We start from the raw sequence: 22,013 nt of genomic DNA on the forward strand, positions 1-22,013 counted from the left end.
GCGGGTCCCGGCGGCCGTGCGGCGAAGGCCCCTACGGCGTGATCGCGAAGTGCGCGAGGACCGCCTCGGCCAGCGCGCGGTCGCCGTCGATCTTCACCTGTTCGGCGACGGCGGCGGGCCGCACCCGGCCGCAGGCCAGCCGCCAGAACGTCTCCCAGTCCATCGAGAACGTGACGGCCGGGCCGAGCGAGACGCTCGCGTCCACCGTGCCGTTGCCCTGCGCGTCCACCCGCACCGTCCGCATGAACTCCAGCGGGCCGCTGACGTCGAAGACGACGGCCGAATCGGCGGGCGCGCCCGCGTCCTTGGCGACCACTTTCGGCAGCGCGAGCAGCAGCAGGTCGCGGGTGAGCTGGGCGCCGGGGGAGTCGAGGTTGCCGGGGGCGTTCAGCGCGTGCCGCAGGTCCTGTTCGTGGACCCAGACGTCGAACGCCCGCTGCCGCAGGGCGTACGCGAGCGTGCGCTCCTCGCCGAGCGGGGTACGCAGCACCGTCTCGGGGTCGCGGGTCTCGTTGCGCAGCGACCGTGCCCGGCGGATGACCATGTACTCCAGCTCGGCGGTCATCTCGGGGCCTGTGTGGTGCCGCCGTACGTCCACTTGGAGTTCCATACGGCGGGCGAATTCGGTGCGCACGTGGTAGAGGTCGCGCGGCAGCGAATGGATGGGCCTGGGGTCGCCGAGCATCTCGCTCTCCAGGCCGATGATGTGCGAGACGATGTCGCGGACGGACCACCCCGGGAGATCCGTCGGCCTGTTCCACTCCCCTTCGACGAGTGGTGTGACCAGCTCGGATATCGCCTCGATGGAGTGCGTCCAGGCGTCGATGTAGGGCTGCAGGCTGGGATGGACGGTCACGGGACCCCTCGGACGGTTCGTACGCGGGCTGCTGTCTGTGCAGTTAAGTTACGCTGCGCACGGGCACCCCGGCAGTGCTTTCGGGTGACCATCGTAGGTCGATTTTTGACGGCGTACCGGCTCGAATGCTTAGGCGGTGGTACTGTGCGCGCTTCACTGATCCAGATGGGTGTGGACACGGAAGAACCGGTCAATTCGCGGCGGCAGCGCGCTGGTTCGCTGGTGCGCGAGCGGGCGGACAGCGATCTGGTGGTGCTGCCCGAGCTGTGGCCCGTGGGCGCCTTCGCGTTCGAGTCGTTCGCCGACGAGGCGGAGCCCTTCGAAGGGCCCACCTACCAGGCGATGTCACAGACCGCCCGGGACGCCGGGGTCTGGCTGCACGCCGGCTCCTTCGTCGAACGGGCCGCCGACGGCACCCTCTACAACACCTCGCTGGTCTTCGCGCCGGACGGGCAGCTCGCCGGCTCCTACCGGAAGATCCACCGCTTCGGCTTCGACAAGGGCGAGGCGGTCCTGCTGGGAGCGGGCGAGAAGCCGGCCACCGTGCCGCTGCCCGACACGACGCTGGGCCTGGCGACCTGCTACGACCTGCGCTTCCCCGAGCTGTTCCGGCAGTTGGTGGACGCGGGCGCGCAGACGCTCGTCATCCCGGCGGGCTGGCCGGCCCGCCGCCGCGCGCACTGGTCCCTGCTGGCCCGCGCCCGCGCGGTGGAGAACCAGAGCTATGTGCTGGCCTGCGGTACCGCGGGCACGAACGGCGGCGTCGAGCAGGCGGGCCACAGCGTCGTCGTCGACCCGTGGGGCGAGGTGCTCGCGGAGGCGGGGCCGTACGAGGAGGTGCTGACCGTGGAGCTGGATCCGGCCAAGGTGGGCAAGACCCGCGCGGACTTCCCGGCCCTGCGCGACCGGGTCCTGGGCCTGGACCTTCCGTAACGGCGTACAGGGACGCCGCGCTCAGTCCTCCCCCCTTTCCCGCTCCGCGAGCCGGATCACGCACACCGCGACCGCGATGAGCAGCGAGGGATCGGCGTCGTCCCGTACGACCTGCACCGCGTAAGCGTCCCGCACGGAAAGCCACCGGCGCGAGATGTCCGCCAGCAGTTCGCCGTCGTACTCGACGGCGAACTCGCGGTCCAGGATCTTGCCGCTGACGTCCAGCTCGGTGCCGTCCACCAGCTCCACGCGGTAGTGGTTGCGCAGCAGCGACAGCCGCTTGCGCCGGATGGTGGCCAGCGGCCGGTCGTCGCGCTCGATGGTCATGGTGTCGCGCAGGGCGAGCCACTTCTTGCGGATGGTGACCAGCACGCGCCGCTCGGTGTCCTTCAGCTCGAAGGTCTCGCGCAGCCGCAGGGCCTTGCCGTCGACGAGGTACACGTGCCGGCCGTGCTCGTCGTTGATCCAGTAGTCGTCACCGATGCCGAAGATCCGGTCGTGCACGAGGAATCTCATGGCTCCATGTTCCCGGCCGCCGTACGGCGAAGCGCCTTTTCCGGCCCCGGGACACGCCGCAGCCAGGTGACCTTGGGCCGCTCCTGCGCGGGTCCTTCGCCGCCCCGGGCCGCGGCGCGCGGACGATGACCCCATGGCAGACGCGGTGACGAAACGGCGGTTCACCCCGGAGGCGGGATGCGGACGATGCGCCCGGTTGGACGCGGCGCGCCGCCGGGCTGCGCGCGACCGCGACCGCAGCGCCGAGACGGACGCCCGGGTGCTGATCAAGCAGCACATAAGCGCGGACCACGGCACGGAACTGGCCGTCGGCTGGTCGTAACGGCGTACGCGGCCAGGACCGCCGCCGCACCCCCGGCCCCCGCGGCCCCCACCCGCCGTACTCCCGTGATCGCGTGTTCATGCCCAAGTGGCACTCTTGAAGCATGAATGACGCCGCCGCCGCACCGAACACCCCGCGCCGCGCCCGTGTCCGCGCCCCCGAGCTGATCGGCAAGGGCGGTTGGCTGAACACGGGCGGCAAGGATTACACCCTCGCCGACCTGCGAGGACGCATCGTCATCCTGGATTTCTGGACGTTTTGCTGCGTGAACTGCCTGCACGTCCTGGACGAGCTGCGGGAGCTGGAGGAGCGGCACCGGGACACCGTGGTGATCATCGGGGTGCACTCGCCGAAGTTCGTCCACGAGGCCGAGCACCAGGCCGTCGTCGACGCCGTCGAGCGCTACGAGGTCGAGCACCCGGTACTGGACGACCCGGAGCTGGCCACCTGGAAGCAGTACGCGGTACGGGCCTGGCCGACCCTCGTCGTCATCGACCCCGAGGGCTACGTCGTCGCCCAGCACGCCGGTGAAGGACACGCACACGCCATCGAGACGCTGGTGGCGGAGCTGGAGGCCGAGCACGAGGCGAAGGGCACGCTGCGGCGCGGCGACGGCCCGTACGTGCCGCCGGAGCCGGTCGCCACCGACCTGCGCTTCCCCGGCAAGGCGCTGCGCCTGCCCGAGGGCACCTTCCTGGTCTCCGACACCACCCGGCACCAGCTCGTGGAGCTGGCCGCGGACGGCGAGACCGTACTGCGCCGGATCGGCAGCGGCGAGCGCGGCCTCGGCCCGGACTCCTTCAGCGAGCCGCAGGGCCTGGCGCTGCTGCCGGACGGCAAGGTCGCCGTCGCCGACACGGTCAACCACGCCATCCGCACGTTCGACCCGGAGACCGGTGCGATCGCGACCGTGGCCGGGACCGGCAGGCAGTGGTGGCAGGGCTCGGCGACCTCCGGGCCCGCCCTCGACGTTGATCTGTCCTCGCCGTGGGACGTGGCCTGGTGGCAGGACCGGCTGTGGATCGCGATGGCGGGCGTGCACCAGCTGTGGACGTACGACCCGGCCACGGAGACGGTCGAGGCGGTCGCCGGCACGACGAACGAGGGACTGGTGGACGGCCCGGCCGCCGAGGCGTGGTTCGCGCAGCCGTCCGGCCTGGCGGCCGGCGGCGACCGGCTGTGGGTCGCGGACTCCGAGACCAGCGCCGTCCGCTGGCTGGACACGGACCTCGTCGTGCACACCGCGGTCGGCACCGGTCTCTTCGACTTCGGCCACCGCGACGGCGACGCTGACCAGGCGCTGCTCCAGCACCCGCTGGGCGTCACCGCGCTGCCCGACGGCTCGGTCGCCGTCTCCGACACGTACAACCACGCGCTGCGCCGCTACGACCCGGCGACCGGCCAGGTCACCACGCTCGCCACCGATCTGCGCGAGCCGTCGGACGCGGTGCTCGTCGGCGGCGAGGGGTCCGGCGACCCGGACCTCGTCGTGGTCGAGTCGGCGCGCCACCGGCTGACCCGGCTGCGGCTGCCCGAGGAGGCCGTACGGGTCGAGTCCGTCGCGCACCGCACGCAGCGCGCGGCGACCGAGGTCGGCCCCGGCAAGCTCCGCCTGGACGTCGTCTTCCAGGCCCCCGCCGGCCAGAAGCTGGACCTCCGGTACGGCCCGTCCACCCGCCTCCTGGTCAGCTCGACCCCGCCCGAACTGCTGGCCTCCGGCGACGGCGCGGACACCGACCTCGCCCGCGACCTGGTCCTGGCGGACGGCGTGACGGAGGGCGTACTGCACGTCTCCGCCATGGCGGCTTCCTGCGACGACGACCCGGCGATCGAGTACCCGGCCTGCCATGTGCACCAGCAGGACTGGGGCGTCCCGGTGCGGGTCGTGGACGGCGGCACGGACCGGCTGGCGCTGGTGCTGGCGGGCATGGACGAGGCGGACGGCGAGTAGCGGCCCCGGGGCGTCCCACCGGGGGACGCCCCTGCCGGCCCCCGGCCCCTACCCCTTCGGCTTCGTGAAGCTCTCCGCCCGGTTGAGCGTCTGGTGCCAGTAGGTGACCTGCGTGGTGCCGACGGCGAGCGGCGCGGTCGGGAAGGCGACGCGCTGCGGCGGACCCTTCGGTGCCCCGTTCAGGCCGCTGCCGCTGAACTCGATCGTCGCGTACGTCTTCTTGGGCCCGCTGCCCTTCTGGGCGGCGGTGCCGGTCGGAATGCTCGCCCAGATGGTGCCCTTGGGGGCCACGGTCTCCACGTCGCCGCCGGCCGCGTTGCTGCCCTTCAGCAGCGGCAGCGGGTCCTTGGCGCTGCCGAAGCGGATCAGCGGGTGGTTGTAGACCAGGCAGGAGCGGGTGCTGCTGGTGTTGACGGCCTTGATCACGACATGGTCGTTCGGCGTGTGCGAGTACACCTCGAACCGGAACATACCGGGACCACACGCCTGCGCACCCCGCGAGCCTGCCGCCGCTCCGGCACCCGCGCCCGCTGCCGCGCCACCGCCGATGATCTTCTTTTTCTTGCTCTTGGACGAGGATTTCGACGACTTCGACGACGACTTCTTCGAGTCCTTGCCGCTCTTCGAATTCCCGGAGCAGCCGGTCAGGACAAGCGATCCGGCCACGGCGACGGCCAGCGCCGCATACGCGGCGGAACGGCGGGAGCGGCGTGCGGTCATGGGGTCCCCCAGTGATGTCACTGCGTTCAGCGGTGCGGATCGGGCGGTGCGTGCGTCGGTGTCATGGCAACGCCACCATAGCGACTGACTCCCGGCGCACGACCGACGTCATCCCCAGCCTCAAGACGCCGCAATCATTCTCAATCGGCGTCAAACCGGGCAGGCGGGAAGCGTGGTGTTGTCCACCTGCTCGGGTCGTATCCGTATCCCCGGAACCCACATCCGCCGCCCGCCGTGCACGACCCGGAACCAGACGCTGCTGTGGCCGCCCACCTCGTCGGTGACCGTCACGCCGTTCGATATCCGGCACTCGGCCCGCAGGACGTCGCCGTGCCAGACCCGGCCCGCGATGTTGGACGGCCGGTAGGGCAGGTACGGGTCCCGGGCCAGCCCGAGCGCGCAGTTCGCACCGCGCCCCTGGCGGCAGGCGCGCTCGACGTTGTGCACGGTGATGCGGGCAGCGCCGGGCGACGGTGAGGCGGTCGCCGGCTCCCCGCCCGCCGTACCGGAGGCGCTCGCGCCGGAAGCGGGCGGCGTGTCGTCCGCCGCGTTCATGGACCACACGGCGGCGGTGGCACCGGACACGGCGACGGCGACTCCGAGGGCTGCAAGCCCGTACCGAAGGCGGCGGCGCACGGCCGAACCGGATCGGAGCCAGGCCAGTCCCCTGCCACCGGATTCCGGCACCGAATCTCCACTCCCCGCCCCCGCCCCGTCACCAGCCGGCCCCTCTTCCTCCACAGAGACCGACGGCTCGGACGCCGACGGCTCGGCCTCCTGCGCGCGGTGCAACAGGTCCACCAGCGCGGGCAGCCGGTCCTCGCCGGTGAACGAGACCTTGCACCACTGCACCAGCAGCCGCTCGTCGGGCAGGCTCTGCCCGCGCAGATAACGGGAGAGCGAACTGCGGCTCGCGGGCAGCCGCCCCTCCAACTCCTTCAGACTCAGCCCCAGCTCGCCGTGCATACGGCGCAGCGCGGTCACGAACTCCCGGGCCGGGCCGCCCAGTTCCGCGGGCAGCGGGCCGAGCGGCTTCCGCCGGGCGTTGGCGTCTCGGTTCGGTTTCCCGTACACACGGCGCATTCCAGCACAGCGACGGCGCACCGGCGAGAGGCACTCCCGCACCCCCGCGGCGGAAGTGCCTCCCGGATCTTCTACGCGTGGCGGTCCATAGGCACCCGCCGAGGCCGTGTGGAGTCCCCGTACATCCGCTCGTACATCCCGAATCCCTTCCCAGGCCGTCCGGTTCAGCCGCCGCTCCCGGCGACGACTCCCACTCTGAACGCCCCTCGGAGAGTTCCGCCCCGCCCCACGTCCCACGAGACATCCCGCCCCCTGCCACGTTCCTGACCTGCGGAGACGTGGAGAGAGCGGGACGTGATCGGGGGTACGGCGAGACGTGACGAGACGAACGCGGAGGTCGCTACGCGCAGTCCGCCAGCCGGTAAACCGACACATGCGAACCCGACTCGGCGGTGAACTCGCTGCCCTGCCAGTCGGCGTGTCTGGTCTCCAGCCCGAAGCCGGCCAGTTGGGCCATGAGGTCGAGTTCGGCGGGCCAGATGTAGCGGTGCGGGCTGCGGGCCAGGCGGGCCTGGCCGTCTTCGGTGTAGCGGAAGTGGTGGGAGACGAGGTGTTGGTTGAGAGGGTCGTAGGTGTCCACGCCGAGGTAGCCGGGTTCCGTTCCGAATACCACGGCCTGCTGCCCGGGCGGGAGTTGCCGCAGCTCGGGCACCCCCAGTTCGATGACGAACCGGCCGCCGGGAGCCAGGTGGCGGGCGGCGTTGCGGAAGCAGGTGACCTGTTCGGCCTGGGTGAGCAGGTTGGAGATGGTGTTGAAGACGAGGTAGACGAGCCGGAATGCGCCGGGCGGGCCGGCGGTTGTGGTCGCCATGTCGCCGGCGACGACGGGGATCGTCGTCTCGTCCGCCTTCGTGCGCAGTTGGTCGATCATCGGCTGTGACAGCTCGATGCCGGTGACCGGAACCCCGCGTTCCGCGAGCGGTACGGCCACGCGGCCGGTGCCGATGGCGAATTCGAGCGCGCTGCCGCCGTCGGCGAGTTCCGCGAGGCGGTCCACGGCCGGATCCAGCACCTCCGGTGCGAACATGCCCGTACCGGGAGTGTCATAACTCAGGGCGGTTGCCGCGTCCCAGATCTCGTCCTGTCGGATCTCGTCCTGTCGCATGCCCATCACGATGCACGGGCGGCCAAGGGGATGTCGACGGATTATTCGCGAGGCGTCAGGCGGCAGGCGTCAGTCGTCGTAGTGCATGCGGTGGGTCTCCTCGACCACCGGGGCCGCGGGGCTCGGCGGCTGCATGCGGCGGCGCTTGAAGATGCTGACGTAGGCCGCGATGCCGATGACGCCCACGGCCATGAGGATCAGGCCGACGAGGTGGACGTTGACTCCGGCCATGTGCCAGTCCACCGCGAAGGTCAGGATGCCCCCCACCGCGAGTAGACCGATGCACCATCCGATGCCCATGGTTCTGCCTCCGTACGCAATTGGATGTTCCGGGCCGGTCGTTGACCGGGTACCCGGGGGTGGAGGCGCCAATCGCGTGTCCTCGGCAGCGGGTCGTCACGGGCGGAGCGCGCGGCCCGGGTCGTGCTGCCAGTAGGTGACGCGGACGCTGTCGCCGAGGCGGTAGCCGTCGGGCAGCCGTACGTGTGCGCGGGGGCCGGGGACGCCCTGGCCGTCGTGGTCGGTGAAGCCGACGGACAGGGTGCGCGCCTCGTGGCCGGTGCCGGCGGTGGACAGGTCGAGGGTCGCGTACGCGGTGGCGCCGGGGGCGAGGGCGAGCGGCGCGCGGGGTGCCTGCTGCTTGGCGTACGGGGTGACGGCCGGGTCCGTGCCGCCCGTCCGCAGCCGGGGGAAACCGTGCAGGTCGCAGGCGGTCCGGGAGGTGTTGGTGACCTGGAGCAGGAGGCGTCCGGGCGGCTGGGGGAGCGGTTTGGCGGCGAGCGTGACCTTGCCGGGGTCGCAGGACGGGTGGCTGCCGCTGGCCGTCCGGTCGGTACGGGAGCCGCTGGGCATGCCCGTGCCCAGCGGCTCGTCCGAACCGCCGGAGTCCTTGCCGAAGGGGTGGAACGGCTTGGCGTCGTTGGTCTTCAGCGCTTGCTGGCCACCGCAGGCCGTGAGGAGGCCGAACGCGGCCACCGCCGTGAGCCCGGCGGCGGCGGCTCGCAGCATGCGGGACCGGCTGTGGCGTGTCCCGCGGAGCCCGCCGCCGTCACGGCTGTGGTCGCGGCGGGCGGTGGCGGCCTCCGTAACGGTGAGGTGCGGCATGGGGTCTCCCGGGGTCGCTGCGGTGTCTGCAGGGTGCATTGCCACCCTGACGTGCCCGGCTGCCGCCCGGCTAACGCTTCCCTAACGGAATCGGCACAGTGTGCCGGTGATGGTACGGATCGCGCCGCCGGCGTTCTCGTCGTCGGTGCCGAGCACACCCTCGCGGGAGTGCGGGAGGCAGGCGAGTGCTTCGATCTTGTGGCCGGTGTAGCGGGCGAGGGGCGCGGGGGACCGGCGCACGGACAGCCGTACCGCGCCGTCGCGGTCGAGCGTCACCTTGCCGGCATCGTAGACGGCGGAGTCGAAGGGGCCGTCGTCGCCGGTGTCCGAGGCCGATGAGACGGTGAGTGCGCCGGAGGGAGCTGTCTTGACGTCGCTGATGTGCCGGACGTTCGCGGCGGGATACGGCGCGTGGAACGGGGCCGTGACCGGCGAGGAGAAGGTGTGGCGGCCGAGGTCCAGGGTGGCGGCGTGCAGGGTGCCGGGGCGGCTGTTCTCGCCCCGGTCGGCCCAGACGGCGACGAGCCGGTGCGCGCGGGAGGTGAGCGCGAAGCCCTCGTAGTTGTCGTTCTCGGAGGCGCCGGGGACGGTGAAGGTGCCGAGCACCCGGGCTGCGTCCGAGCCTGTCGTGCGCAGGTGGTAGCCCTCGCCGGAGCTGGTCAGGGCGACGTACTCGCCGGGGCGGCCGGGCACGGAGTCGAGCGCCTCCAGGTCGGCGGGGGCTTTGCCGCCCTGCCAGGCCAGCGGCCGCACCTCGGGCTTCGCGCCGGTACGCAGCCGTATCGTCGCCAGGCGGTTCTCGCCGGCGCGCTTGTTGTCGCGTACGACCAGGACGTCGGTGGCGCCTGCCCGGGAGCCCGGCGCCACGGCGATGCCGCTGATGCCGGAGGTGATGCCGTCGCCGACCTGCTGCCAGGCGGCGGCGCGGGCCGTGGGATGTGCGCCGGCGGAGTGCGCGCCGGCGGTCTGCGCGGCGGCGAGGGACGCCGTACAGGCGAGGGCGGCGGCCACGGCGGTGTACCTGCTTGTGATCATGCGCAGACGGTAGGGGGAACCGGCCGGGAAGGGAACAGCCCGGGAGGAGGAAGGGAACCGGGGCTTCCGGAGGGATGCGGGGACGCCTCCGGCCGCCCCGCCCCTCAGCTCTCGCTACGGCCGTCGGCCGGTCCCTCGTCGCGCGCGAACAGCTGGGTCAGGGTGCTGATCGTGTAGACGTCGGTGGACTCCTCGTCGACCAGGTGCATTTCGGTGAGCCGGTCCAGGCCGTCCTGGATGCGCTGCGGATCGGAGCCGGCCAGCGCCGCCGCGACGGACGCGTTCAAGTGCCCGTCGGCACTGGCGGCGAGCGCGCTCAACAGGCGCGCGTCGTCGGCGGAGAGGCGGGCCACGGACATCCTGAGAGCCGCCGCGACCCCGGTGTCCTCCGCGGACAACAGGGCCAGCCGCCGCCGTTCGTCGCGCAGCGCGGCGGCGAGGCGGGCCAGCCGCCAGCGCGGCCGGGCCGTCAGCTGCGCGGCGGCGGCGCGCAGGGCCAGCGGCAGGCCGTCGCAGAGCGCGACCAGTTCCCGCGCGGCGTCCGGGTCGTCCGCGACCCGCTCGGCGCCGAGCATCGCGCCGAGCAGCGCCACGCCCTCGGCGGCGCCGAGCGCCTGGAGGGCCACGGGGCGGGCGCAGTCGGTGGCGACCAGGCCGTCGAGTCGGCTGCGGCTGGTGACGACCGTCGCGCAGTGCGGGCCGCCGGGCAGCAGGGGGCGCACCTGCGCGGAACTCTCCGCGTTGTCGAGGACGACCAGCAGCCGGCGCCCGGCCACCAGCGACCGGAACAGCGCGGAGGCCGACTGCGCCGACGTCGGTACGCGCTCCGGCGGCGTGCCGAGTGCCAGCAGGAAGTCGCGCAGGATCTCCACGGGTTCGGCCGCCGCGCCCTCGTTGAAGCCGCGCAGGTCGGCGAAGAGCTGGCCGTCGGGGAACGCCCCGGCGTACGTGTGGGCCCACTGCACCGCGCAGGCGGTCTTGCCGACGCCGGCCGGGCCGGTGACGACGGCGAGCGGGCTCTCGCCGGGCAGCGCGGACCGCGGCACGGCGGTCAGCGCGGCGAGCTGCTGCTCGCGCCCGAGGAAGCGGGCGGGCGGCCTGGGCAGCAGATGGGGCACGGGAGGCGGTCCGTTGGTACGGGCGGGAGTGCCCGAATGGCCACCGGGCGCGCTGCCCGCCTGTGCGGGTACGCGGGGGTCCACGGGGCGCTCCGGCACCCCGGCACCGGTGCGCGCGGCGCCGGGAGAGGCGTCCGCCGGCCCGTCGGCCACGGGGGCGGTGGCGGCCGCCGCCACGGCGTTCCCCGCCTCCTCGGCCCGCAGGATCTCCTCGTACGCCTGCTTCAGCCGCGCCCCGGGCCCGACGCCCAGGTCCTCGTCGAGCAGCCGCCGCGTCCGGTGGAACCACTCCATCGCGTCCGACTGCCGCCCGGTGCGGAACAGCGCCCGCATCAGCTCGGCGACCATCCCCTCGCGCAGCGGGTTGTTGACCGCGGCCGTGTAGAGGATCGCCGCGGCCTGTTCGTGCTCGCCGAGCGCGCCGTGCGCCCGGGCCAGTGCCTCGGTCGCCGTCAGCCGCTGCTCCTCCAGGGCGTGCGCGGCGGCGGCGAACGGCGGGCTGGTGACCGTGCCGGTGAGGGCGGGGCCGCGCCACAGGCCGAGCGCCTCGCGCAGCAGCGGCACCGCGTCGCGGGGCGCCGCCTCCGGCCGGGCCAGCGCGACCAGTTCGCCGAACCGGTGGGCGTCGATCAGCTCCTCGGGCAGCCGCAGCAGGTACGCGGAGCCGTGGGTGGCCAGCTCGATGCCGTACGCCTCGGCGCCGCCTCCGGCGAGCGTCGCGCGCAGCCGCGAGACATGGCCCTGGACGACGGTGCGGGCGTGCTCGGGTGGTTCGTCCTCCCACAGGGAGTCGATCAACTGCTCCAGCGGGACGGTGGTGTTGGGCTGCAACAGCAGCAGCGCCAGTACGCTGCGCCGTTTGGCGGGCCCGAGCGCCAGCTCACCGGAGCCGGTGGTGACGGATATCGGGCCCAGCAGGGAGAAGTCCAACTCAGCTCTCCAGGAAAGCCGTCAGGGCGCTCGCCAGCAGGTGCGGGTCCTCGCTGCCGCACAGCTCGCGCGCCGAGTGCATCGACAGGATGGCGACACCGATGTCCACGGTGGCGATGCCGTGCCGGGCGGCGGTGATGGGTCCGATGGTGGTGCCGCAGGGCATGGCGTTGTTGGAGACGAAGGACTGCCACGGCACGCCGGCCCGGTCGCAGGCGTCGGCGAAGACGGCCCGGCCGGTGCCGTCGGTGGCGTACCGCTGGTTGACGTTGACCTTCAGGATCGGGCCGCCGTTGGGCAGGGGGTGGTGGCCGGGGTCGTGGCGCTCGGTGTAGTTGGGGTGCAGGGCGTGGCCGGTGTCGGAGGAGAGGCAGACCGTGCCGGCGAAGGCGCGGGCGCGGTCCTCGTAGGAGCCGCCGCGGGCGAAGACCGAACGTTCCAGCACCGTGCCGAGCAGCGGGCCGTCCGCGCCGGTGTCGGACTGGCTGCCGTTCTCCTCGTGGTCGAAGGCGGCGAGCACCGGGATGTACGGCGGCTCCTCGCCCGAGGTGGCGACCGCGGCGAGCGCGGCCGTACCGGCGTGCACGGACAGGAGGTTGTCCATCCGGGGGCCCGCGACCAGCTCGCGGTCGCGGCCCAGGTAGGCGGGCGCCTCGACGCTGTGCAGCATCAGGTCCCAGCCCCGTATGTCGCCCGCCGGCACCCCCAACTCGTCCTCCACGAAGGCGATCAGGTCGCCCTCGCGCACCTCGCCGAGGCCCCAGATCGGCGTCATGTGACGCTGCTTGTCCAGCTTGAGGCCGTCGGCGTTGACGGAGCGGTCCAGGTGGACGGCGAGCTGCGGCACCCGCATCAGGGCGCGGTCGACGTTGACGAGCCGGGTGCTGCCGTCACGCAGGGTGACGCGGCCGCTGAGGCCGAGGTCGCGGTCGAGCCAGGTGTTGAGCAGGGTGCCGCCGTAGACCTCCACGGCGACCTGCCGCCAGCCGCGGTGGCCGGTGTCCGGAATCGGTTTGACGCGCAAATTGGGAGAGTCGGTGTGTGCGCCGACAATCCGGTACGGAGTGGCCGCCGTGGCCCCCTCCGGCACGTACCAGGCGATGATCGCCCCGCCGCGGAGCACGTACTTGCCGCCGCTCTCCCGGTCCCAGGCATCGGTCTCGGCCACCTGGTGGAAGCCCGCCTTCTCCAGCCGCTCGGCCGCGTTGGCCACCGCGTGGTACGGCGACGGGGAGGCGGCGAGGAAGGACATCAGGTCGTCGGTGTGGCCGCGGTCGAAGCGAGGGGAATGGCTCATGGATTCAGCATAAGGACTAGCGGGTGCCCTTCCCCGGTATGGCAATCCGCATGCATCACGGTATGGGCATCTTCGGTGCCCATCGGGGCAATGCGGGACCGGTCTCCAGGTACGGTGGAATGCGAACCCGTGCAGGAACGGAACGACGCGGAGCCGCCGAGATGCCCGACGCCGAGGGACACCCCGCCCCCGCCGAGATGACGCTGCGTACCGTACTGGCCGCCTTGGCCGACCCGCTGCGGTACGAGGTCGTGCGGGCCCTGGCCCGGGACGCCGACGGGGCCGCGCGCACCTGCGCGTCCTTCGGCTTCCCGGTCTCGAAGTCGACACTCAGCCACCACTTCCGGGTGCTCCGTGAGTCTGGGCTGATCCGGCAGGTGGACCGGGGCAACAGCCGGGCGGCGACGCTGCGGCGGGACGAGATCGACGCGCGCTTCCCGGGGCTGGTGCAACTGGTCAGGGACAACCCGGCCGTGCCCTGAGCCCTTCCGGGCCGGGAAGACGGTGCCCCGCACGACGATGCCCGCCTCCCCGGGGGATGGGAGGCGGGCAACGCCAGCATGGCGCGCTTGTCTGAGAAGGATGTGAGAGCCTGCCGCGCACCGCGCCTTTCAGGACGCGCCTTAGGCGCTCCTTAGAACGCCCTTAGAGCGCGGCAGGCCCCTCGGGACCCCTCTAGAAGGCGGCCTCGTCCAGCTCCATCAGCGACTGGTCGACGGTCTCGGCCAGGCCACGCTGCACGGATACGCCCGGCAGCACGTTCTGCGCGAAGAACTTCGCCGCCGCGATCTTGCCCTCGTAGAACGGCTTGTCCTTGCTGGAGGCGCCCGCCAGCTTCTCGCTCGCGACCGCGGCGCCCTTCAGGAGCAGGTAGCCGATGACGACGTCGCCGGAGGCCATCAGCAGGCGGGTGGTGTTCAGGCCCACCTTGTAGATGGACTTGACGTCCTTCTCGGTCGCCGCCAGGTCGGTCAGCATCGCGCCGACGATCGCCTCCAGGTCGGCGGCGGCCTTGGCCAGCTCGCCGCGGGCCGCCTCCAGCGCCTCGCCGCCGACGGCCTCCGCGAGGAACTTCTTGATCTCCTCGGAGAGCGCGGTCAGCGCCTGGCCCTGGTCGCGGACGATCTTCCGGAAGAAGAAGTCCTGGCCCTGGATGGCGGTGGTGCCCTCGTACAGGGTGTCGATCTTGGCGTCGCGGATGTACTGCTCGATCGGGTACTCCTGGAGGTACCCGGACCCGCCGAAGGTCTGGAGCGACTGGGCCAGCTGCTCGTAGGACTTCTCCGAGCCGTAGCCCTTGACGATCGGCAGCAGCAGGTCGTTCAGGCGGGTCGCGGCGGAGGCGTCCTCGCCGGCGGCCTCCTTGGCGATGATCTCGTCCTGCACGGTCGCCGTGTAGAGCACCAGGGCGCGCATGCCCTCCGCGTACGCCTTCTGCGTCATCAGCGCGCGGCGCACGTCGGGGTGGTGGGTGATGGTGACGCGCGGCGCGGTCTTGTCGGTGAAGGCGGCCAGGTCCGGGCCCTGCACGCGCTCCTTGGCGTACTCCAGGGCGTTGAGGTAGCCGGTGGAGAGGGTGGCGATGGCCTTCGTGCCGACCATCATCCGCGCGAACTCGATGATCTTGAACATCTGGCGGATGCCGTCGTGCTTCTCGCCCAGCAGCCAGCCCTTGGCCGGGAGGTTGGCGCCGAAGGTCATCTCGCAGGTGTTGGAGGCCTTCAGGCCCATCTTGTGCTCGACGTTGGTGGCGTAGACGCCGTTGCGCTCGCCCAGCTCGCCGGTCTCCCAGTCGAAGTCGTACTTCGGCACGATGAACAGCGACAGGCCCTTGGTGCCGGGACCCGCGCCCTCGGGGCGGGCCAGCACGAAGTGCACGATGTTCTCGGACATGTCGTGCTCACCGGAGGTGATGAAGCGCTTCACGCCCTCGATGTGCCAGGAGCCGTCCGCCTGCTGCGTGGCCTTGGTGCGGCCCGCGCCGACGTCCGAGCCCGCGTCGGGCTCGGTCAGCACCATGGTGGAGCCCCACTGCTTGTCCACCATCAGCTGGGCGATCTTGTGCTGCTCCTCGGTGCCCTCCTCGTGGAGCACGCCCGCGAAGGCCGGGCCCGAGGCGTACATCCAGATCGCCGGGTTGGCGCCGAGGATGGTCTCGGCGAAGGCCCACAGCAGGGAGCGCGGCGCGGTGGTGCCGCCGATCTCCTCCGGGATGCCCAGGCGCCACCACTCGGCGTCCATGTACGCCTGGTAGCTCTTCTTGAAGGTGTCGGGGACCGGAGCGGTGTTGGTGTCCGGGTCGAAGACCGGCGGGTTGCGGTCGGTGTCGGCGAAGGAGTCCGCCAGCTCGTTCTCGGAGAGCCGGGCGATCTCGCTCAGCACGCTCTTGGCCGTGTCGACGTCCATCTCCGCGAACGGTCCGGTGCCGTACACGCTGTCGCGCCCGAGCACCTCGAAGAGGTTGAACTCGATGTCGCGGAGATTCGACTTGTAGTGGCCCATGGGTACGGCTCCGTAAGGTTCGGGAGGAGACCCAGCGCTTGGAAGCGAGGGACCTCAAAACGCAATACCAGCAAGTAGCTCCGATGATGCTACCCGTCGGTAATAAGAAGCAACCCCTAACCGCCCATCTGTGACGAGCGTCCCTGCGCGCCCCGGCGGACCCCCGGAGCGCGGCTCACGGCCGCTCCGGCCACCTCCCCTGCGTATCGCTGGTGGTCACCCGGCACACCGCGGGCTTGCCCGGCCCCGGCGACCTCCCCGAGGCGACCTCCCGCACGCCGTCCAGCAGGATCCGGCAGGAGGCCGTGCCGTTCCCGGCGGGCGTCACCTCCACCCACGCCTCCTCGCCGCCGTCCACCACAGCCTTCTCGTGCCAGGGCAGCCGCGTCCCGCCGGTCTTCTCCACCCGCCGCTCGCTCCCCAGGCGCGCGACGACGTCGTGGCCGTAACGCACCTCGGTGGCGCGCGGCGGGCCGCCGGTGGAGGCGCCCTCGTACGTCAGGGACCAGGCGGTGCCCGAATTCGCGAGCAGGGTGGCGCCGTAGAGCATCAGCCCGCCGGCGAACACGGCGGTGACGGTGAGCAGCACGCCGGCGCGGGTGACGCGCGGCTTCGTGCGGGTGCGGTCGGACATGAAAGGGCGGCCTCGGTCGGTGGTGCGGGCGGGGCTCTTACAACGTAGCGGCGTGCGCCCCACGCCGACTCAGTACGCTGTGCCGCATGTACGGCTACGACCAGAACGCGGGCGCCGGGCAGCAGCAGTACGGTGCGCCCCCGCCGCAGCACCCGGCCCCCGGCGGCTACGGCGAGCAGCCGCTCTACCCCGAGCCGTCCCCGCCCTCCCTCGCCGACGCGGTGCGGGCCTTCACCACCGGCTCGATGTCGGCGGAGGACTTCCAGGGCATCTTCTCCACCTCCAAGGTCTACTGCCCGCGCGGCGACAACCCCGGGTTCCTGGCGCTGCACAACACCCAGCAGCCGGTCATCCCGATGTTCACCTCGCTCAAGGAGCTGCGCCGGTACGCGGGCAAGGAGTCCAAGTACTTCGTGATCACCGGCGCCGAGGTCCTCGACCTGCTCCCCACCGGCTACGGCTTCGTCCTGGACATGGAGGGCGACCACCGCATGGTCTTCGACGCCAAGTCGGTGGAACAGATGGTCGACTTCGCGATGCGCCGCATGTACGGCTGAGACCCGCCCCGACCTGGCGATACGGCGGCACCTGGCGGGGTGCCGCCGTTTTCTCTTCGTGGCCGTCACTCCAGCCCGGCCTGCGCCTTCGCCACCAGTTTCCCGTCGGCGAACGTGAGCGAGGCATTGCCCAGCCCGTCCGCCGAGGCGCAGGTGTAACCCGTCGCGGAGGTACCCGCGACGTCGGTGTCGGAGTTCGTCTCGCACGTTCCGGCGATGGCCAGGGCTTCCTCCAGGCTCATCCCGGTCCGCAGCCGGTCGTACTTCTCCTTCGTCATCGACCCCTTCCCGACCTTGTCGCCGCCCAGACCCACCTGGCTCTTGGCGGCCAGCCGGCCGTTGGTGAAGGTGAACGTCGCCGCACTGAAGGACTCGGCACCCTGGCAGGTCAGCACCTTGCCCCGGACGCCCGCCACCTCGTCCTCCGCCGAGGACTCGCAGGGGCCGGTGATCGCGGTGACTTCCCGCTCGGTCATGCCGGTACGGACCCGGTCGTACATCTCCTTGGTGATCTTGCCCTGGCCGGCGGACGTGGACTGCGTCGCCGAGGGGACGGATCCGCCGTTCTCCTCCTTGCCGCCGCCGGAGCCGCCGGCGGAGACGACCACGACGACGATGATGATCACCGCCACGACGGCCGCGGCGATGCCGCAGGTCATACAGCCCTTGCGGCGGTGGCGGTGGTGGAGTGGGGGAAGTGGTGTGCTCCGTACCGCTTCCGAGCCCGACGGCGGCGTGCTGTGCGGCGGCCGGGTACCCGGGGGAATGGTGGGTGCCTTGCAGGTTGTTCAGGGTTCAACTAAGTTGAACGGTGAACGTCCGAGGAGGCCGTCATGCCCGCAGTGACCGTAGAGAATCCGCTGACCTTGCCGCGCGTGGCGGCGCCCGCCGACGCGCGGCCGCGGGCCGTGCTCGCCGTTGCCACGGCGCCCGGCGGCTTCGAGGGGGAGGGCTTCCCGGTACGCCGTGCCTTCGCCGGCATCGACTACACGTACCTGGATCCGTTCATCATGATGGACCAGATGGGCGAGGTGGAGTACGCGCCCGGCGAGCCCAAGGGCACGCCCTGGCACCCGCACCGCGGCTTCGAGACCGTCACGTACCTGATCGACGGCAGCTTCGTGCACCGCGACTCGCACGGCGGCGGTGGCGTGATCAACGACGGTGACACCCAGTGGATGACGGCCGGCTCCGGCCTGCTGCACATCGAGGCGCCGCCGGAGGAACTGGTCATGACCGGCGGGCTCTTCCACGGCCTCCAGCTGTGGGTGAACCTGCCGAAGAAGGACAAGATGATGGCGCCGCGCTACCAGGACATCGGTGGCGGCCAGGTCAAGCTGCTGACGTCGGCGGACGGCGGCGCGCTGCTGCGGCTGATCGCGGGCGACATCGACGGTCACGAGGGGCCGGGGATCACGCACACGCCGATCACGATGATGCACGTGTCGGTCAACCCGGGTGCCGAGGTGACCATCCCGTGGCGCCAGGACTTCAACGCGCTGGCGTACGGGCTGGCCGGACGCGGTACCGCGGGTCCGCTCGGGCGCCCGTTCCGTACCGGGCAGTCCGTCGTGTTCGGGCCCGGCGGCGACTCGCTCACCCTCCGGGCGGACGCCACGCAGGAGTCCCGCAGCCCCAACCTGGAGGTCGTCCTCCTCGGCGGGCAGCCGATCCGCGAGCCGATGACGCACTACGGCCCGTTCGTCATGAACACCCACGCCGAACTGGCCCAGGCCTTCGAGGACTTCCAGGCCGGACGGCTGGGCAAGGTGCCGGCCGCGGGGCACTGAACACGGCACCGAACGGGACACCGAACCGGCACGGGACCGCTCCGCTCGCGGCGGAATGCCGCCACCGCCGGGCGGCCCCGTGATCCACTGGCGGGGTGCGAAACGATCTGAGTTCCCCGGACCGTCAGCCACTGCTCCCGGTCGCCGCCCGCCGCGCCGCGGCCTGGTGCGGCGTGGGCCTGCTCGTCGCCGCCGTGGCGGCCGTCGGCGTGTGGCTGTGCGTGACGCTGAGCACCGCCGTCACGCCCGTACTGCTCGCCCTGCTCGGCAGCGCGCTGCTCGGGCCGGTCTACCGGCGGTTGGTGGCCATGAAGCTCAACCGGTCGCTGGCCGCCGGGCTGACCTGCGCGCTGCTGGTCGTGGTGGTCGGCGGCGCCGGGTACATCGTGGTCAGCGCGCTGATCGACACCGGTGACCAGATCCTCGCCTCGCTCAAGGACGCCGCCAAGGAGGTGTCCCGGCACTTCGGCGCCGCGGGCACGTCACTGGACGACATCGTCTCCAATGCCAAGCCCTTCATAGGGAAGTTCGGCGGGACCGCGGCCAGCGGGCTCCTGGAAGGCGTCGGCGTCGTCGCCGCCACGATCGGCGCGTCCGTGCTCGCCCTGTTCCTGACCTTCTTCTTCCTGCGCGACTCGGACAAGGCCGTCCGCGCGCTGCACGACTGGGCGCCCGGCGACTCGGCGCCGCAGCTGGAGCAGATGGCCCGGCGCGGTTTCCAGGCCATCGAGGGCTTCATGCGCGGTACGACGCTGATCGCGCTGATCGACGCCGTCGGCATCACCATCGGCCTGCTGATCCTCCAGGTGCCCGGCGCGATCGGCCTCGGCGCGCTGGTCTTCGTCGGCGCCTACATCCCGTACCTGGGCTCGTTCCTGTCCGGCTCGGTGGCCGTGCTGGTCGCGTTCGCCGACGACCGCGGCCCGGCGATCGCCGTCTGGACGCTCGGGATCGTCCTGGTCGTGTTCTTCCTGGAGGGCCACATCCTCCAGCCGATGGTGCAGAGCCGTACGGTCCAGATGCACCCGGCGATCGTGATGCTGGCGATCACCGCGGGCGCCAGCGTCGCCGGGGTCATAGGGATGCTGCTGTCCGTGCCGCTGACCGCCGCGGCTTTCGGCGTGCTCTCCGAGCTGCGCCGGCACTACGCCGCGGGCTCGGGCAGCGAGTCGTCGGGAAAGGCGTCCAGGTCCGGCAGCGACGGCTCGGCGCCGCCCGCCGCGTCCTCGTAGAGCTCGAACCACGTCGACTTGCCGTCGCCGCGCGGGTCCACGCCCCAGGCGCCGGCCAGCAGCTCCATGAGCACCAGGCCGCGCCCCGATGAGGCCAGCTCGCCCGGGGTGCGGCGGTGCGGCAGCTCGTCGCTGCCGTCGGCGACGTCGACCCGGATGCGGCGGCTGCCCGTCTCGCCGGTGATCTCCGCGACCAGCAGCGCGTCGCCGTCGGTGTGCATCAGGACGTTGGTGACCATCTCGGAGACCATCAGGACGGCGGAGTCCACCTGGTCCTCGTCGGCCCAGTCGTGCAGCACGTCGCGGACCTGGTTGCGCGCCTCCGCTATCCGCTCGGGCTCGGCCTGCTTGACGGTGAGGACGGTACGCCGGACGGGCCGGTGGGCCGCCGACCCGCCGGTGCCGACTCCGCAGCTGCCGCCCGCGCGGCACAGCAGCAGCATGGCTATGTCGTCCTCGCGGCGGTCCACGAAGGGCCCTGTGGTGTGGTGCGAGGAGGGGCCGTGCACGGCCTGGACGAGGGCGTCGGCGAGTTTCTCCAGGCCGGCGGCGTCCTCCAGCGTCGGTACCGGCGTACGGCCGTCCGAGGTGGCCGCGCCGCCCGTGCCGACCACGGTGCCGACGCCGTCCGTGGCGGCTTCCTCCGCGGCGGCGGCGATGTCCTGCGCCCCGTACGTCTCGATGATGTGCCGCAGCCGCGCCCAGCCCGACTCCAGGTCGTGCCCGCCGGTCTCGATCAGCCCGTCGGTGCAGACGAGCATGGTCTCGCCGGGCTCCAGGACGAGCCGGGTGGTGGGGTAGTCGGTGTCCGGGACGATGCCCAGCGGCAGGCCGCCCGCGGTGGGCCGGACCAGTACGGTCCCGTCGGCCATCCGGATGGTCGGGTCGGGGTGCCCGGCCCGTGCGATGTCCAGCAGGCCGGTTGCCGGGTCCACCTCGATGTAGAGGCAGGTGGCGAAGCGCGGGTCCTCGCCGCCGAACTCGGTGTCGTTGATGCCGGACAGGAAGCGGGAGGCGCGGGAGAGCACCGCGTCGGGGTGGTGGCCTTCGGAGGCGTAGGCGCGCAGGGCGATCCGCAGCTGGCCCATCAGGCCCGCGGCCCGTACGTCGTGGCCCTGTACGTCGCCGATGACCAGCGCGATCCGGCCGGACGGCAGCGTGATCATGTCGTACCAGTCGCCGCCCACCTCCAGGCCGCCGCCGGTCGGCACGTACCGCGCCGCCACCGTCATCCCGGGGATGTCCGGCTGCACGGTCGGCATCATGCTGCGCTGGAGGCCGTCGGTCAGCTCGCGCCGCGACTCCTGGTCGCCGGCGCGGGCCAGCGCCTGGGCGAGCATCCGGGCGACGGTGGTGAGCACCGCGCGTTCGTCGGGCGTGAAGGCGACCGGCGTGCCGAAGCCCGCCATCCAGGCGCCGATCGTGCGGCCCGCGCTGACCAGGGGGAGGAAGGCCCAGGACGCCCGGTGGAAGGCGGCGGCCAGCGGCCAGGTGGCGGGGTAGCGGCGGCGGTAGTCGTCGGGGCTGGGCAGGTAGATGGCGCGGCCGGTCCGTACCACCTCGGCGGCCGGGTAGTCGGTGTCCAGCGGCATGTCGACGAAGGGCGCGATGTCGCCCTGCTTGTGCCCGTGGTGGCCGATGACGGAGATCCGGTCGCCCTCGATGCCGAAGACCGCCAGGCCGTCGGGGCTGAAACCGGGCATGGACAGGCCGGCGGCGACGCGCAGCACCTCGGCGGTGGAGTGCGCCTCGGCGAGCGCCCGGCCGGCGTCCAGCAGGAACGCCTCGCGGGAGCGGCGCCAGTCGCCGGAGGCGGGGGTGTGCGGGGAGGCGGTGCCGGGCTGCGTCTCGGGGATCTCCTGGAGGGTGCCGACCAGCTCGTAGTCCGTGTGGTCGGTCTCGCTGCGCAGGAAGGCGCGGGAGCGGCTGCGGACGGTGCGCAGCACCCGGCCCTCGCTGTCCATGACGCGCAGCCGGGCCTCGGCGATGGTGCTCTCGGTGACGGCGAGGTTGACGATGCCGGTGATCTCGGCGAAGTCGGCGGGGTGGAGGCGGGCGCGCACCGCCGCCTCGGACAGCTCGGCGGGCTCCGCGGGCAGCCCCAGCAGCCGGGCGGTCTCGGTGTCGAGGTTCACCTGCCCCGAGACGTTGTCCCAGCGCCACAGGCCGGTCGCGGTGGCGGCCAGGAGGTCCTTGGTGCGCATTGCATCACTTTATGTGGGTTTGAGGGGAGTCGACCAGCGCGGCGGGCAGGACCATCATCCCATGGTCATTCTGACGCGTATATGTCAACCGAGGGCGATGGGCCGACCGGTAACCTGGAGCGGA

The 22,013-nt window shown here is 72.1% G+C and carries 21 protein-coding genes; 7 read left to right on the top strand and 14 right to left on the bottom strand.

What is annotated here, in order from left to right; all coding sequences use genetic code 11:
* Positions 1-31 precede the first annotated feature (31 nt).
* Positions 32-856: a maleylpyruvate isomerase family mycothiol-dependent enzyme gene (locus ACH4K4_RS06415; protein WP_398165202.1), complete on the bottom strand. Its 825-nt coding sequence runs from the start codon at positions 854-856 to the stop codon at positions 32-34.
* 144 nt (positions 857-1,000) lie between these two features.
* On the opposite strand from ACH4K4_RS06415, the gene ACH4K4_RS06420 reads away from it, so the two are divergent.
* A complete protein-coding gene (locus ACH4K4_RS06420) occupies positions 1,001-1,789 on the top strand; it encodes a carbon-nitrogen family hydrolase (protein ID WP_398165203.1) in 789 nt (262 codons plus the stop codon).
* 21 nt (positions 1,790-1,810) lie between these two features.
* Here the strand turns inward: ACH4K4_RS06420 and ACH4K4_RS06425 are convergent, their stop codons facing one another.
* Positions 1,811-2,305 carry an LURP-one-related/scramblase family protein gene (locus tag ACH4K4_RS06425; RefSeq protein ID WP_398165205.1) on the bottom strand — a complete coding sequence of 165 codons (495 nt, stop codon included), beginning with the start codon at positions 2,303-2,305 and terminating at the stop codon, positions 1,811-1,813.
* Between the two features lie 133 nt (positions 2,306-2,438).
* Between ACH4K4_RS06425 and ACH4K4_RS06430 the strand changes: the two genes are divergently transcribed.
* Together ACH4K4_RS06430 and ACH4K4_RS06435 are read left to right on the top strand one after the other, a co-directional pair.
* Complete coding sequence (locus tag ACH4K4_RS06430; protein WP_398165206.1) at positions 2,439-2,627, top strand: hypothetical protein; 189 nt, start codon at positions 2,439-2,441, stop codon at positions 2,625-2,627.
* A gap of 103 nt (positions 2,628-2,730) precedes the next feature.
* Positions 2,731-4,578: an NHL domain-containing thioredoxin family protein gene (locus ACH4K4_RS06435; protein WP_398165207.1), complete on the top strand. Its 1,848-nt coding sequence runs from the start codon at positions 2,731-2,733 to the stop codon at positions 4,576-4,578.
* Between the two features lie 48 nt (positions 4,579-4,626).
* On the opposite strand, the gene ACH4K4_RS06440 is transcribed toward ACH4K4_RS06435, so the two are convergent.
* From ACH4K4_RS06440 to ACH4K4_RS06475, 8 genes are all read right to left on the bottom strand, one after another.
* Positions 4,627-5,298, bottom strand: a complete 672-nt coding sequence (locus ACH4K4_RS06440; protein WP_398165209.1) for a hypothetical protein — start codon at positions 5,296-5,298, stop codon at positions 4,627-4,629.
* 150 nt (positions 5,299-5,448) lie between these two features.
* Positions 5,449-6,381, bottom strand: coding sequence for a helix-turn-helix transcriptional regulator (locus tag ACH4K4_RS06445; RefSeq protein ID WP_398165210.1), 933 nt, complete (start codon positions 6,379-6,381; stop codon positions 5,449-5,451).
* A gap of 340 nt (positions 6,382-6,721) precedes the next feature.
* Positions 6,722-7,471, bottom strand: coding sequence for a class I SAM-dependent methyltransferase (locus ACH4K4_RS06450; protein WP_398165416.1), 750 nt, complete (start codon positions 7,469-7,471; stop codon positions 6,722-6,724).
* Between the two features lie 84 nt (positions 7,472-7,555).
* Positions 7,556-7,786, bottom strand: a complete 231-nt coding sequence (locus ACH4K4_RS06455; RefSeq protein WP_360136891.1) for a DUF6458 family protein — start codon at positions 7,784-7,786, stop codon at positions 7,556-7,558.
* Positions 7,787-7,882: 96 nt separating this feature from the next.
* Positions 7,883-8,590, bottom strand: coding sequence for a DUF4232 domain-containing protein (locus ACH4K4_RS06460; RefSeq protein ID WP_398165211.1), 708 nt, complete (start codon positions 8,588-8,590; stop codon positions 7,883-7,885).
* 81 nt (positions 8,591-8,671) lie between these two features.
* Complete coding sequence (locus ACH4K4_RS06465) at positions 8,672-9,625, bottom strand: hypothetical protein (RefSeq protein ID WP_398165212.1); 954 nt, start codon at positions 9,623-9,625, stop codon at positions 8,672-8,674.
* Positions 9,626-9,729: 104 nt separating this feature from the next.
* Complete coding sequence (locus ACH4K4_RS06470; RefSeq protein WP_398165213.1) at positions 9,730-11,673, bottom strand: BTAD domain-containing putative transcriptional regulator; 1,944 nt, start codon at positions 11,671-11,673, stop codon at positions 9,730-9,732.
* Between the two features lies 1 nt (position 11,674).
* Positions 11,675-12,970, bottom strand: a complete 1,296-nt coding sequence (locus ACH4K4_RS06475) for a M18 family aminopeptidase (RefSeq protein ID WP_398165215.1) — start codon at positions 12,968-12,970, stop codon at positions 11,675-11,677.
* 161 nt (positions 12,971-13,131) lie between these two features.
* Between ACH4K4_RS06475 and ACH4K4_RS06480 the strand changes: the two genes are divergently transcribed.
* Positions 13,132-13,452: an ArsR/SmtB family transcription factor gene (locus tag ACH4K4_RS06480; RefSeq protein ID WP_398165216.1), complete on the top strand. Its 321-nt coding sequence runs from the start codon at positions 13,132-13,134 to the stop codon at positions 13,450-13,452.
* Between the two features lie 193 nt (positions 13,453-13,645).
* Here ACH4K4_RS06480 and ACH4K4_RS06485 read toward each other — a convergent pair whose 3' ends face one another.
* Positions 13,646-15,472, bottom strand: coding sequence for an acyl-CoA dehydrogenase (locus ACH4K4_RS06485; RefSeq protein WP_398165217.1), 1,827 nt, complete (start codon positions 15,470-15,472; stop codon positions 13,646-13,648).
* Positions 15,473-15,647: 175 nt separating this feature from the next.
* Positions 15,648-16,106, bottom strand: coding sequence for a hypothetical protein (locus tag ACH4K4_RS06490; protein ID WP_398165219.1), 459 nt, complete (start codon positions 16,104-16,106; stop codon positions 15,648-15,650).
* A gap of 86 nt (positions 16,107-16,192) precedes the next feature.
* Here ACH4K4_RS06490 and ACH4K4_RS06495 point away from each other — a divergent pair, with 86 nt between their 5' ends.
* A complete protein-coding gene (locus ACH4K4_RS06495) occupies positions 16,193-16,663 on the top strand; it encodes an SseB family protein (protein ID WP_003980379.1) in 471 nt (156 codons plus the stop codon).
* Between the two features lie 65 nt (positions 16,664-16,728).
* On the opposite strand, the gene ACH4K4_RS06500 is transcribed toward ACH4K4_RS06495, so the two are convergent.
* Positions 16,729-17,322, bottom strand: coding sequence for a hypothetical protein (locus ACH4K4_RS06500; RefSeq protein ID WP_398165220.1), 594 nt, complete (start codon positions 17,320-17,322; stop codon positions 16,729-16,731).
* A 174-nt stretch (positions 17,323-17,496) separates the two neighbouring features.
* Here ACH4K4_RS06500 and ACH4K4_RS06505 point away from each other — a divergent pair, with 174 nt between their 5' ends.
* Entirely contained in the window at positions 17,497-18,453 is a 957-nt protein-coding gene (locus tag ACH4K4_RS06505) for a pirin family protein (protein ID WP_398165221.1), read from the top strand.
* A gap of 95 nt (positions 18,454-18,548) precedes the next feature.
* Positions 18,549-19,685: an AI-2E family transporter gene (locus ACH4K4_RS06510; protein ID WP_398165222.1), complete on the top strand. Its 1,137-nt coding sequence runs from the start codon at positions 18,549-18,551 to the stop codon at positions 19,683-19,685.
* Here ACH4K4_RS06510 and ACH4K4_RS06515 read toward each other — a convergent pair.
* A complete protein-coding gene (locus tag ACH4K4_RS06515) occupies positions 19,598-21,889 on the bottom strand; it encodes a SpoIIE family protein phosphatase (RefSeq protein ID WP_398165223.1) in 2,292 nt (763 codons plus the stop codon). The genes ACH4K4_RS06510 and ACH4K4_RS06515 overlap by 88 nt on opposite strands.
* Positions 21,890-22,013: the final 124 nt, after the last annotated feature.

This window comes from Streptomyces sp. NPDC017529 (assembly GCF_044329785.1).
In the GTDB taxonomy this organism is placed as follows: domain Bacteria; phylum Actinomycetota; class Actinomycetes; order Streptomycetales; family Streptomycetaceae; genus Streptomyces.